This is a genomic window from Desulfosporosinus sp. I2 (genome assembly GCF_000960765.1).
In the GTDB taxonomy this organism is placed as follows: domain Bacteria; phylum Bacillota; class Desulfitobacteriia; order Desulfitobacteriales; family Desulfitobacteriaceae; genus Desulfosporosinus.
Map to the genome: position 1 here is coordinate 1 of NZ_JYNH01000145.1, position 11836 is coordinate 11836.

The 11836-nt window shown below is 48.7% G+C and carries 16 protein-coding genes; all 16 read right to left on the reverse strand.

Going from position 1 to position 11836, the window contains the following annotated elements; translation table 11 throughout:
• Positions 1 to 222 precede the first annotated feature (222 nt).
• A complete protein-coding gene (locus tag UF75_RS28605) occupies positions 223 to 561 on the reverse strand; it encodes a SpoVG family protein (RefSeq protein WP_045576599.1) in 339 nt (112 codons plus the stop codon).
• Positions 562 to 926: 365 nt separating this feature from the next.
• On the reverse strand, positions 927 to 1145 hold the full coding sequence (locus UF75_RS21400; RefSeq protein WP_242860374.1) for a hypothetical protein: 219 nt from the start codon (positions 1143 to 1145) through the stop codon (positions 927 to 929).
• Positions 1142 to 1402, reverse strand: coding sequence for a hypothetical protein (locus UF75_RS21405; protein WP_045576586.1), 261 nt, complete (start codon positions 1400 to 1402; stop codon positions 1142 to 1144). Before UF75_RS21405 ends, UF75_RS21400 begins: the two co-directional genes overlap by 4 nt.
• A 51-nt stretch (positions 1403 to 1453) precedes the next feature.
• Positions 1454 to 1849, reverse strand: coding sequence for a SpoVG family protein (locus tag UF75_RS21410; protein WP_045576587.1), 396 nt, complete (start codon positions 1847 to 1849; stop codon positions 1454 to 1456).
• A gap of 61 nt (positions 1850 to 1910) precedes the next feature.
• On the reverse strand, positions 1911 to 2471 hold the full coding sequence (locus tag UF75_RS21415) for a YodL domain-containing protein (RefSeq protein ID WP_045576588.1): 561 nt from the start codon (positions 2469 to 2471) through the stop codon (positions 1911 to 1913).
• Positions 2472 to 2484: 13 nt separating this feature from the next.
• The gene (locus tag UF75_RS21420) at positions 2485 to 3075 is read right to left on the reverse strand and encodes a hypothetical protein (RefSeq protein ID WP_045576589.1); all 591 of its coding nucleotides are present in this window, start codon (positions 3073 to 3075) and stop codon (positions 2485 to 2487) included.
• Positions 3076 to 3088: 13 nt separating this feature from the next.
• A complete protein-coding gene (locus UF75_RS21425) occupies positions 3089 to 3421 on the reverse strand; it encodes a hypothetical protein (RefSeq protein WP_045576590.1) in 333 nt (110 codons plus the stop codon).
• 11 nt (positions 3422 to 3432) lie between these two features.
• The gene (locus tag UF75_RS21430; protein WP_045576591.1) at positions 3433 to 3723 is read right to left on the reverse strand and encodes an AbrB/MazE/SpoVT family DNA-binding domain-containing protein; all 291 of its coding nucleotides are present in this window, start codon (positions 3721 to 3723) and stop codon (positions 3433 to 3435) included.
• Positions 3713 to 4141, reverse strand: a complete 429-nt coding sequence (locus UF75_RS21435) for an AbrB/MazE/SpoVT family DNA-binding domain-containing protein (protein ID WP_045576592.1) — start codon at positions 4139 to 4141, stop codon at positions 3713 to 3715. The genes UF75_RS21430 and UF75_RS21435 overlap by 11 nt, the downstream gene beginning before the upstream one ends.
• Positions 4142 to 4198: 57 nt before the next feature.
• Complete coding sequence (locus tag UF75_RS21440; RefSeq protein ID WP_045576593.1) at positions 4199 to 5140, reverse strand: DNA adenine methylase; 942 nt, start codon at positions 5138 to 5140, stop codon at positions 4199 to 4201.
• Between the two features lie 7 nt (positions 5141 to 5147).
• Entirely contained in the window at positions 5148 to 5345 is a 198-nt protein-coding gene (locus UF75_RS21445) for a hypothetical protein (protein ID WP_045576594.1), read from the reverse strand.
• Between the two features lie 86 nt (positions 5346 to 5431).
• The gene (locus tag UF75_RS21450; RefSeq protein WP_045576595.1) at positions 5432 to 6598 is read right to left on the reverse strand and encodes an antirestriction protein ArdA; all 1167 of its coding nucleotides are present in this window, start codon (positions 6596 to 6598) and stop codon (positions 5432 to 5434) included.
• Positions 6599 to 6600: 2 nt separating this feature from the next.
• On the reverse strand, positions 6601 to 7785 hold the full coding sequence (locus UF75_RS21455) for an antirestriction protein ArdA (protein WP_045576596.1): 1185 nt from the start codon (positions 7783 to 7785) through the stop codon (positions 6601 to 6603).
• Positions 7786 to 7810: 25 nt separating this feature from the next.
• Positions 7811 to 8245, reverse strand: a complete 435-nt coding sequence (locus UF75_RS21460; RefSeq protein ID WP_045576597.1) for a DUF6075 family protein — start codon at positions 8243 to 8245, stop codon at positions 7811 to 7813.
• Between the two features lie 67 nt (positions 8246 to 8312).
• The gene (locus UF75_RS21465; RefSeq protein WP_242860375.1) at positions 8313 to 8726 is read right to left on the reverse strand and encodes an A24 family peptidase; all 414 of its coding nucleotides are present in this window, start codon (positions 8724 to 8726) and stop codon (positions 8313 to 8315) included.
• The coding region (locus UF75_RS21470) for a hypothetical protein (RefSeq protein WP_082075273.1) at positions 8723 to 11836 on the reverse strand (3114 nt) is incomplete at its 5' end. The genes UF75_RS21465 and UF75_RS21470, both read right to left, overlap by 4 nt.

Sequence of the window (11836 nt, forward strand, 5' to 3'; positions counted from 1 at the left end):
GGCACTGTCCACAAAATTTTCACCGCCATGTGATCTCAGGATGGCTTTTGCCATCAATACCTTTCCTGCAATCTGATTTTTTACCTTTGTCACAAATTTTCTCATCATGTTTTTGCCTCCATAAATCTATTATTTATTAAAAATCCCTGCTTTTTCAGTGAAATGCAGGGATTCTCAATCGTGTCAATTTGTATGTGTTGGCGTTCTACACAAAATTGGACGCTACATACTGCCCATCTGCATGCGGTCGGCCTGCTCCGGTTCTTCAAAAGGTGAATCTCCCTGAGTGGGTGCTTGACTCTGATTCATGTTCATTGCCTGCTGATAGGCGTTGATGACAGCATCATCAAACTGCTGCCTGAAAACTGCGGTCACCGGAAAACAGACGTCCTTATACTCTCCGTCGTCTGTCTTGCAGCTGGGCATGGCTACAAGCAAGCCCTTGCTGCCGTCAATAATCTTTATATTGGGAATGGCAAAGCAGCCGTTCAGGTTGACTGTAGCTGTGGCCCGGATGCTTCCTGAAGGACGGATGGAACCGATCTTCACCTCCACTTTCATGGGCAATGGCTGCACTACCGCGTTTTTCTTAAGGGGTTTTGCTTTGCCCTGATGATCTATGGGCCTTTTCCGCTGCTTATAGGTAAAAGAGGGCTTAATGCCTTCAAGGTCTTTGCGCCTCTTTACCCTATACTTCTCCGTGTCCTGTTTATACAGGTAGTACCATTCTTCATCAAAGCTGTATACCCACGCCATGCCTGTGGCATTCCCGGCCTTATAAATCAACTGATATTTAAAAATGGAATCCGGATAGGAGGCAACCCTGATCAGATCAAGCTCCAGTTTTTCCGTTACTACCACCTCCGGCACAGGCAGTCAAAAACACCAGCTGTCGATGCTGGTGTTTGAATACTCCCTGTGAAATTTTATTTAGTTTTGTATTTCTCTGTTTTTTCTACATGAAGAAAGCCCCGGACTGCGCTCTCAACAATCCCTGAAGTTGCAAGGGATACAGGCGTATCCCCTTTGAATAAAAACCCGTCATGCAACGAATAGTTTTCCGGCAGTTCTGTAGTGGAAGACTGTGGGTAAGCAGCTTGACCGACAATGCTCTGCTGCCTTTTCTTCTTAAACTTGCTCATCATGTTATCCCTTGTGTCTGATGATCAGTCAGCTTGCCTTCCGCACTGATCATATCCAGAATGGTGCTATAGCAGACATAAGCGTCATCAATTCCAACTTCCTCGGGCGTAACTTGCTTCCCATTCAGCTCAATTTCGCCATTCTCAAGTTTTTCAATAAAAATCCCCAGCAGCTCAAGCTGCCGCTGCCCATCCAGACAGTCAAACATATCCACCATCATTAATACTTCCTGAGAGATTATGTTTTTTTCTTCGTCCATTAATATCACTGCCTCCATTAATCTATATTTTGAGTTGCGGACTTGCTTTACTTATCCTATCTGCATGCCGTTGGTCTGCTCCGGTGAATCAAAAGGGAGATCGTCGTGGGTAGGTGCCTGGCTCTGGTTTATGTTCAGAGCCTGATGATAGGCGTTGAGCACAGCATTATTGAGCTGCTTCCTGAAGGCTGCGGTTACCGGGAAGCAAATGTCCTTGTACTCTCCATTGCCAGCCTTGTAGCTGGGCATGGATACAAACAGTTCCTTGCTGCTGTCGATAATTTTCACATTGCGGATGGCAAAGCAGTCGTTCAAGTTGACCGATGCGGTGGCTCGGATACTTCCAGTCGGACGGATAGAGCCGATCTTCACATCCACTTTCATGGGGAGGGTCTGTGTTGCTGTGTTTTCCTTGGCTGCGGCCTGTGTGTTTTCATTTTTCTTCATGGTCTTTTCCTCCTGCTCTTGATTTTGAGTACAAAAAAAACAGCCTCTGCTGTCGGGTTGGTTATAGGTTCATGGATTGACCTCCTTGCTGCTCCTGTTGAGACTCATGAAAGTCTATCTGCAGGAAGCCGAAGCGGTCGACATAATGGAATTCGCTGCCGTCCTTGTCGTATAGCTCAATTACATCGGACATGGACAGGGAGTGCCCTTGGAAATCGGGTGGATGGCGCAGATTGAATTTTTCGAAGATGGCATCCAGATCGTTGGTTTCAAGCTGGCCGCCATACACCACCTGATAATTTTCGGGGTCCGGTTTTCCAAAGCCTCCCTGGAGGAGTTCATTATACCCAATGAATTTGATCATTGGATCAACCTCCGGCTTGAGCTGGTAGATGCGGCAGAATTTGAGGATTGGTTGCTCATCGAAGTCTTGCTTCCCGTTTGCCAGCCGGTCGTACACACCATTTACCCATTCCACGGACAGCCCCTGCTTTGCCGTGAGGAAATCATTCAGCTCCCCGCAGTGAAACATGGGATCAACTACAGCCTTGCCACTGTCTATATAGCCTGCGGTATTGCCATAGAAGATGATGCGGTCTTTTTTGATAAAGATTCCAGGCATATCGGCACCTCCTTTACAGATTCATCCGCATTGAATGACCGGATTGCTCCTGCTCTGACAGGAATGCTTCCAAGTCTTCCTTGGATGGATGAATCATCTCGCCTTTGATGACCTCTAAGACATTAAAGTCATCCCGGTCACAGATCATGATTCTGTGCTGATAAGGTTTTTGCAGCTCCACATATTCCATAGCCTCTTTTTCACTGTAGAGCCCTACACCTGCCTTATATCTGCCGTTTTCAAGGAAGCTGTACCCGCTGTATTTTGGTGTTTGCTCACGTTCATTAGCAGAGGAGTGGGGCTTCATTTGCGATAGCTTCAGCCTTGCCCAATCAGGCAAAACCTCCGGCTTGATGGTGCCAAGAAAGTTTTCACGCCGCCACTCTGCATGTTCGTTGTCATAGAGACAGGTGGCAAATACCGCCCGGCCTCTAAGAGACGGGTCGCAGCCAAAGCCGGACCCGCCAAGCCACAGTTGGAAACGTTCATCGCGGTACTGATCCTTTAAGGTTTCGGGACGCATGACGATGATTTTCCCTTCATAATCCTCTTTGTAATAGCTGTCCTTGATGCAGTCCTCTACGGTAAACAGCTTTTTATCCATCGTTCCATCCCCTTTACAGATTCATCTGCGGAGAACTGCCGGACTGTATCTGCTCCAACGTATCCTTTGCCCAATCGGGCAGCAGCTCCGGTTTTAGCACCCCCACCACATCACTCCGGTTCCAACGCATCTTTACTCCATCGTAGAGAGAGGCTGCAAAAATAGAACGACCCATGGGGTTTGGTCTGCTGCCATTGCCGCCATCGCAGTAATAGAGTTGATTTTCTCTGTTGTGATACTGTTCCGACAGTGCCGATAAGGCTATAACAATCACTTTGCCCTCGATAGACATGGCATAACCTGTTTCAATGCAGTCCTCATGGGTGAAAGGCTTTGTGTTTTCCATTCTTTTTCTCCTTACTTTTGCACTTCAGTATTTTCATCTATCAGTTCAATCAGCTTTGCTGCAAGGGAAAGCAGGGTTTGCTTTTCCATGGTCTTTACCGCGGAGAAAACATACGCCTCCACCGCCAACGGGGACTGATCGCCAACCTCAATGAGGTTGACCTTTTGAGCAGTCACCCGACCTTTGTCCATGTCCAATTTCACAATGTCACCGTGGTTTATCTCAGCGGCACGGCGAAGCTCCTTAGGGATCAGCACCCGCCCTTTGTCATCCACCACCTTGTAAATGGCTTTACTGTCCATCCAAAACACCACCACTCCTTATGACACTGCGAACAGCTTCCGGGCTGATATTCAGCTCGGCAAACAGCTGGCACAGTTCATCGGGAATCATATCCAGCGGGTCTGCCGCCGTAATGATGATGGCACCCTCTGTGCAGACAATTTCAATGTCACTGCCCAGGGGGATGTTTGCTGCTTCCAGCAGCTCATTGGGCAGTGATATTTCCCCTTCTTCCGCTTCCATTTCTTCAAAGTCAGCAATGCCATTCGACGCAATTAAAAATTCACCAAGGGTATTGAGTGGATCGTCGGGAGACTTGCTGACACAGGCAAGTCTCACTGTATCACCGGGTACAAGCCCCAGGTCTTCCATGAGACGAGCGGGGATTGTGAGCTTCCCTTGTTGGTCCACCGTGCTTTCGATTTCAATCATTTTCATGGTCAAATTCCTCCTTAGCCCCATCATTGGAGCCTTTAATTTTCTAATGTTTTTTCATCATCGCTCTGTGTTGTAAAAGCCGTTTGGCCTATCAAAGAGACCCATCTGCACCGGTATGTCCCGCCTGCGTTCCGAGGCGTCATAGCTGGAGATGAGTACCTCCGAATATTCGCAACCTCCGTCATACCGCTGCGCCAGATTGTTCAGACGGGTGACGGATTCGATTTGATAACCCTCATATAGCTCCCTGATGTATTCGCAATCGTTGTAGGATACAAGAAAATTCCCTTCTATCTGGGCCAAGGTATCCCGGAGTCGCACATGGTCCTCCTTGCGGAACTCCACCTCATAGTGCCCCTCGGTTTGGTAGTAGGGCGGATCGCAATAAAACAAGGCGTTATCCCTGTCGTACTGACGGATCAACGCCTCAAAGTCTTTATTTTCCACGACCGTATTGGCCAGCCTGCGGGATGCCTCCCATATCAGCTGGAAGGCCCTTCGCACATCAAAGGGCTGGCAACTGTAGGAAGTGCAGCCGCTGCCATAGCTGTACCGAATGAGTTTAAAAAAAGCCGCCGCCCGTTTGACATCGGTCACTTCCGCATTCTCCATCAGCATGGCCTTTACTTCTTCAAACTCCAGCTCTTCCAAATAGTGCTGTGCAAGGTCCAGTTCTTCCTGTAAGTAATCTTTTGTGAATTCCTCTTTGCCTAGAAATTTTCGAAGGACTAGGAATTCATCTCTGGAATTCAACGGTAGAAATCCAAGCTCCACCAGAAAAGCTGCAGTACGCTCCTTGACACAAAAGAACAGGTTGGCAAGGTTGGAATTAAAATCATTGTAGACTTCCATGCAACGACTGTCCGGGCTTTTACCGAAGAGAACCCAACCACCCCCGCCAAACACCTCAATGTATCGTCCGTATTCTTTGGGCAGGCGTTCATAAATCAGTTCCCGAAGTGCCTTTTTTCCGCCTATCCAACTGATGATACTGTTCAATAAGTCATCACCTCCTTGACCTTAACTTGTCGTAGATTTTCTCCACATCGGTTTTCATGCAGCTTCCGTCCTGATCCCAGCAGATAAAGCCCACTCCGGCATAGGGACAACCTCTGCACTTCTCCGTATCCTGCGGCTCGGCTATGCTGTAGACCTTTCTTTGATCGTTTGCTTCTTTATCCGGCGTATTTTTGCGTATGTTCATCTTTTTCAACTCCTTCTGAGGCACAAAAAAAGACGCTGCCTCATCGGTGACGTCTTATGGTTGATTTTACATTTATTCGAATCCACTTATAGCTGCTGCTGTAGGATTTCCACGCCTTCGCAAACATCCAGATATTCATTTGCATTACGGCAGATGTATCCGTAGTCAGTGAACCTGCCCTTTTCCGCGGCGATCTTTTCTGCGCCTAAAGTGTTGTAATCTATAAATTGTTGCACCATGTCGGGTATATTTGCAGCCGCCATTTCCATGCGCATACAGCCATATTCGGCAGGAGTCCTCACTTGAGGAAAGTGATCGTAGCACTGTATATTCAGTCCACAGTTATAGTAATCACTCACATGGAGGGAGCCGGGATTCACGCCCTGAGTTTCATATTGAATAACAGCCTCCAAGGTCAGCCAATCCCTTTGATCGATTTTTTGAATGGTTTGGGCAAGGGTGTCCAATTCAACCAAACACGCCTCTTTCAAAACTTCCCGGTCAAATCCCTGTATAAGACAGCTCACATCGGCTATTTGCGCGTCCTCGATATCCTTTATCCCCAGCTTGCTGCAAACCAGCTCTTCTTCTCTTTTTGTCAGCGGCTGCCGCAGCCAGATCCCATCGTCCCCGGAGTTTATAGGTTTGAGTTTCACCTTGATCGGTATCGCTGCCCCCTGCATCACGTCTGGGAATGTTTGTCCATCGTAGGGTTCTGTGAGCTTGTAATCTCCTATGACCACATAGGCATGATCGAGGTATTGGCCTTTATCCTGAATCCTTTGCTGGAGCCCCACTTTTCGAAGATCGATAAACTCGATGAGATTGTCCGGCACTTCAATCCTTCCGGTTGTGAAGCAATAGGAGCCAAGCTGCTCGTCATTGGTGATGCCCTGCAACGTGAAATGATCAAGGTGATAGGTTAAATTGATCAGGTTTTTCATATCCGAAGCAGTTCCGGTTTTGAGGATATAGGCCATGACTTCCTGCTGATAGTCCGTGAGATAGGTAAGCCTTTCTGCGAGGAAGTTAATCTCATCCAGTTCATACTGATTGCCTGAGCTGCAGTTTATGTATTCCTCCAGCTCAAGGATAGGCAAATCGCATTGGGTGACAAGGTAGTGGAAGTCTTGCCTGTCATAGGGATTGATGACTTTCATCGCCTCCCTGATCTCTTTTTCCATCGCAGGAAGACAAAGCTTTGTTGAAATCTCTTGTGTAGAAGGATGCTCTGCCTGTAGTTCTATCCACATCCCTACATCTCCCCCATTTGCTGTCCTTGCGGTCTGGTACAAAATTCAAACACAAACTCTTTCTCGTTGCGGCAAATCAATCCGTAATCCGTGGATTTCACACCATCCTCTTTCATTTTGGCTTCCCCATATCGCCTAAAATCAAGGAGCTTAAAGGCCGTATCTTCGGGTGGAAGTCCGGAGGCTTCGTGCAGTGCGTGCCGTCCATAGTCCTCCGGTGAGCAAAGTGAGGAATAAAAGCTGTAGCAGTCCAGGTTTTGTGCAATGTCAATGGCCAAGTCTAGATCGGTGCAGTATTCATATTGAAGGGCAGCTTTGTACTTAGTGCCCATATTGCTATCTATGATTTTTGAAATAGCATTGCTTAAGATATTCAGCATTTCTATGTCCTCACTTTCAGAGAACACATCCTCGAAGCAGGGCATGCTGCTTTCGCAGTGGGTAAAAACGCAATCAAATAAAGAAGCCACCCCGATCTCCGACAGAGCAGAAGCAATTTCAGCCTCCGATGCAGGAAGCTTCAGCCAAGCCCCTTTTGCTTTTTCCGGTTCAAAACATCCTTCTATAAGATACAGCTTGAAAACATATCCGCTATCGTCATCGGGCTTGGGAATGTTGGTGCTGTCATAGACAACCTTTATATCCGGCTCTGATTGCACTACATAACCGGTTTTCGTGAATACACCCTTTTCTGCCTCTCTGTAGATACGTCCCACCTTTTCATAGTCGATGTATTGCAGCACTTTTTCAGGCACTTTCTCCAGCTCCGTTATGAACTCATTGTCCACATAAAATTTGCCGAGCTGCTCGTCATTGTACACTGCGAATGCTACATTACATTCGGCGAGGTTGTAGGTGAGGTTAATGAGCTTAACAAGGTCAGGCGCTCCCTCTATTTTTACTACCCCCTCAAAAGCTATTTTTTCAAAATCATCCATGCCTGCCAATCGTCTTGCGAGGTAGTCAAGCTCATAAAGCGAAGCCTTTTTCGGCAGAAGCTCGTTTAAGTAATCCTGCCCACACGCATAATCCACTACCGAAAAATCAGGATGCTCATCATCGATCCTTGCTTTTTCAAGGGCATCCTGTATTTCGGCATTCGTTGCAGGCAGACAGAGGTGTGCACCGATATAGGCGGAGTTATCGTAGAGATCATCTCTTAAAATCGTTATTTTTATTTCACTCAATTTTAATCCTCCCATCCATCAGAATTTAGTTTATCTGCATCCTTGCCTGCGACTCCGGTTCAGGAACTTCTTTTGCAGCAGGGAGCAGTTCCTGGACATGGCAGCTGGTACGTTTGAGAAAAATGGCCTGCAAAGCCAGAGTAAAGTTTTCCTCATCCAGCGTGTCGATCAACTCCGATGGGGTAACCTCCATGGAGCCGTTGAAAAGGTTAGCCGCCAGCTTGATGAGCTTTCTTTCACCGCTGGGAAAGTCTTGTTTGGACAGCATTTTTTCAAAGTCGATGCCATCCCTGTCGATATACCTGCTGGTCTTTTTATACAGATCGTTTTTTGTAGAGAGAAGCAGATACAGGGCAGGCAGGTAATAGCTGTCAGCCCTGCCATCGGGATAAATCCTGTTTTCCTTTTGTAAGCAGTGTACGACCTTCTGCCGGTGGACTTCATCGTGGAAATGTATCACACAATATTCCTCCTTATAAATGGCTGCAAATCTGCAGCACCAATAATACTTTCAAAAAATATCCCCTCTATGAAAGTAAAAGACCGGCATATACAAAGAAGCCGATGCACAAAAATACGGCCAAAGGCACGCTCCTTTGCTTTGTCGCTCTGGCATAAATGCAGGCAGGGATGACTGCAAAAAAGAGGATAGCTGCAAGTCCGTAAAGCCCGAAGCAAAAGCCCAAGGCTGCCATCAGCTTAATATCTCCCCCACCAACACCGCCCCATTTGAAAGCAATCATAAGAAGGCTGACTGCCGGGAACAAAAGTCCCGTAAATCTTTCAAGCAGGGGAATATATAAGATTCCTTTACCATTGATGACCGCAGAAGCAAATCCCACCATAAGAATGGCAATCCATGTCCAATCGGGAATAATCCGTTTTTTCCAATCCGTGATGGCAGCACAGATCATCGGGATGGCGTAAAGCAGCAGCATCATGGACTCCCCGTGGTGACATCATCGGAGTACATGCTGTCAACCACCTTCATTTTCAGGTTCCCTCCAGTAATCCATTTGGACAGGGTACCTCCGGGAGTGTGCACATCGGTGACAAGGAGCTGCACGATATAGTCCCTGTCATCGGGGAACCATATCGGGACATACTGCTTCTTGTATCGAAAGGGTGAGGTGGGATTTTCTTTGAATGTAAAATGGTCGCCCTCCTTCATGAGTGGGATGGCTGTTTCATAGCGGTACTGGGGCAGATAGACCTCGGCAGTCTGCGGCGCGGTAATCAGCTCCGGTCTGTCGTAGTTGGTATTTACCGAGGTTGTAACATTGATGGAGAAACCGTATCCCGATTTGATATAGCCTTTTGCCTTTGTTTCATAGTCAAGGACGGCATCTACTTTTAGCTCGGCGTAGAAGTCTTTCCAAACAAACCGGTCGTTTTCAAACCGCTGCTCCTTCCAGGTCACCCTGGGCTGCTCGCTTCTTTGCGGTGGTGCGGGAATTGTTGTACTCTCTTCCGGATCATCATAGGTTACATTTTTGATGACGGCATTTTGGATATAGGTATTGTTGGCGGTGGATGTTTCATTGTCCAGGACTTGGTCGGGATTGATGACCGCAATCAAGGTGGTGTTTTTATCGGCCTGCACATTGGGGGTATCCCATTTGACCGACACGATGTTGTAGGTGTCTTTTTCCATGACCACAGCATCGATGCGCTTGGACAGTGATAGCTCCGGGATTTCAAACAGAACGCTGACCTTCTGTCCGGGCGTAAAGTCCAGGCTTCCCCGGTTTGACACCTTGATGGTGCTGATGACCGTCTGGTTCTCCTTGTACCGATCGGGAGTGATCCGCTGCACATCCAAGTCATAGGGACGCTCCACTACGGCGAGCTCTGCCTTAGCCCGGTTGTTGCTCGTGTTGGTATCCCTGTACTCCGCAGGCGGCGATACCTGGGCCGACAGTCGGATGGTTGTGCCTTTTTCTCCTGCCTTGCCTTTGACAAGGAAGGCTTTAGTTTCATGGGCTTGGAAATCTGCCGCAGTCGGTACGGCTGAAACTGTCTTACCGTCAATGGAAGCGTTCAAGCTTACCCCTGACAGCGCTTTGTCCGTGTCATTGGTGAAGTACACGGTAAAGCTGTATTCCTCCTGCTCATAGACCGTGAGCGGGTAGGATACGTTCACCCATACATCGCACAGCTTTTCCGACGGCACCACCGGGTCGACGGGCGGATGTCCGGGATCAGGAGGGTTATCCGGGCCTGCTGGCGGGTTATCAGGATCATTGGGATTATTGGGCTTGTCGGGTGGATTATCCGGGTTTCCCGGCGGATTGCCGGGGTCAGTCGGATCACCGGAGGGTTTTGCCACAACAATAATTTTGGAAGCCGCGGTGTTATCAACCGGATTTTCATCCCGAAAACCCTCGGGTACTCCGATATTTGCCCACAGGTTATATACCTCGCCCACATGCCCCGCCTGTCCGGTGAGGGTATAGGTTTTGGTTTCCAGGGGATTGAAGGCAAGCGCTTTGGGAATTGAGTCTAAAACGGCATCATTGTTTTTCCCCTGTACCCCTGCATCCTTCAGCATCCTGTCGGAATGGTTGGTAAAGCTCACCGTAAAGCGGTAAGGCTCCCCTTCGTAAACGGTGGGCGGCGCTGCAATGCTTGCCGATACATCACACAGCTTTTCCGGGTCGGGGTTTTCCGCCGGTGGCGGATTTTCTTTGTCCGGTTCGGGGTTCTTCCCCTGGCTTGGGGTCGGTTCCGGTTTTTCCACCACCCGAATGACCGCTGTGGCGGTATTGTTCTCCGGGTTCTTATCTATAAATCCCTCGGGCACTTTGATCTGCGCCCACAGCGTTATGACCTCCCCTGCTTTGTCAGTATTCCGTGTGAGGGTGAAGGTTTTGCTTTCGTTGGGCGAGAAATCCTGCTTGGCAGGGATTTCTTTCATCTGCTCCCGGTCTACGGTGCCGATCAAGGGCACATCATAGGCAGGCGCTGCGCCATGGTTGGTAAAAACCACCTCGAAGGAATAGCTGTCCCCCCGGTAGACGGTTTCAGGGGCATGGATGCTCACGGAAAGGTCGTTGCCATCCTGTTTTTTAAACTTGAAGTAAAAGTCTGCCGCAGGAATTTGGGTGTTGATCTTTTGGGTAATTGCCGTTTGGGTCTGACTTTCCCCATCGGTGTATCCGGCAGTTTCCGGTGTGTAATCCCATTCCATACCTCTATAGATATAGTTGCGCGATAGGGAGATATCATCCTTTGCGAAGGTGACGCTGGTGGTCTGGTAGGGATAGAGGTATTCCGGCACACCCCTGTCCTGTGCCGTAGCTTTGCCGTACACCTCTTGCTTGTCTTCACTGCACCATGTGGCCTGAACGTCAATTTTTACAGGGGCTTGATAGGTGATTGCCGCGTTCCGCATGGTTTCAAAGGCCATGAGGCTCTTGGGGGTCCACTGAAAACCTGTAGTCAGGGCATCAAAATCCTGATTTGCATCATAGGTCCCGATGACCTTCCCGGTGGAATAGTCGTAAACCTCCACCACCAGACTGCCCTTCAACGTGTAGGTCCTGCCGTCGCTCCTGCCGATCAGCCCGGCAATGCGTTTCTGCTCGTATCCGGCGATGGTGTTGGCCTGCACCAGGTCAATGCGCTGGGGTGTGGGAAAGGTCTTTAGCTTGTCTGCTCCATCATAGACTTCCTTCAAATTCATCCCTACCGTGCGGTAGCGGATATTGTATGTGGCCTTTACCTGGAATACCACATTTGCGCTTATGGTGAGGACTGCGCCCTCATCTGTTTTCGCTGTCAGGGTATACACCCCGCAGGCCTCTTTATTCGGAATGGTCAGAATGTGGTCCGCCGGAATCTCCTGGGTTTGACCGTTATGGCTTAATTGTATTCCTGCCAAATTGCCCGCCTTTGCCGCAGCGCTGATGGCAATTTCTGCCGGAAACTGCTCCACCGCGATCACGCCGCTTTCACTGGTCAAGCTGTTTACGGGAGAGCGTATTTTCAGCGTAATGTCGCTGCCGGACAGGGCAAAGACTTGCGTTGAAAACAGCAGGCAGCATAAAAA

What these genes read in the sequence shown, in the direction of transcription:
- UF75_RS28605 (WP_045576599.1), bottom strand. Translation starts at nt 561, where the DNA reads ATGAAAGTGGAGGTGAAGATCGGTTCCATCCGTCCTTCAGGAAGCATC.
- UF75_RS21400 (WP_242860374.1), bottom strand. Translation starts at nt 1,145, where the DNA reads ATGATGAGCAAGTTTAAGAAGAAAAGGCAGCAGAGCATTGTCGGTCAA.
- UF75_RS21405 (WP_045576586.1), bottom strand. Translation starts at nt 1,402, where the DNA reads ATGGACGAAGAAAAAAACATAATCTCTCAGGAAGTATTAATGATGGTG.
- UF75_RS21410 (WP_045576587.1), bottom strand. Translation starts at nt 1,849, where the DNA reads ATGAAGAAAAATGAAAACACACAGGCCGCAGCCAAGGAAAACACAGCA.
- UF75_RS21415 (WP_045576588.1), bottom strand. Translation starts at nt 2,471, where the DNA reads ATGCCTGGAATCTTTATCAAAAAAGACCGCATCATCTTCTATGGCAAT.
- UF75_RS21420 (WP_045576589.1), bottom strand. Translation starts at nt 3,075, where the DNA reads ATGGATAAAAAGCTGTTTACCGTAGAGGACTGCATCAAGGACAGCTAT.
- UF75_RS21425 (WP_045576590.1), bottom strand. Translation starts at nt 3,421, where the DNA reads ATGGAAAACACAAAGCCTTTCACCCATGAGGACTGCATTGAAACAGGT.
- UF75_RS21430 (WP_045576591.1), bottom strand. Translation starts at nt 3,723, where the DNA reads ATGGACAGTAAAGCCATTTACAAGGTGGTGGATGACAAAGGGCGGGTG.
- UF75_RS21435 (WP_045576592.1), bottom strand. Translation starts at nt 4,141, where the DNA reads ATGAAAATGATTGAAATCGAAAGCACGGTGGACCAACAAGGGAAGCTC.
- UF75_RS21445 (WP_045576594.1), bottom strand. Translation starts at nt 5,345, where the DNA reads ATGAACATACGCAAAAATACGCCGGATAAAGAAGCAAACGATCAAAGA.
- UF75_RS21450 (WP_045576595.1), bottom strand. Translation starts at nt 6,598, where the DNA reads ATGTGGATAGAACTACAGGCAGAGCATCCTTCTACACAAGAGATTTCA.
- UF75_RS21465 (WP_242860375.1), bottom strand. Translation starts at nt 8,726, where the DNA reads ATGATGCTGCTGCTTTACGCCATCCCGATGATCTGTGCTGCCATCACG.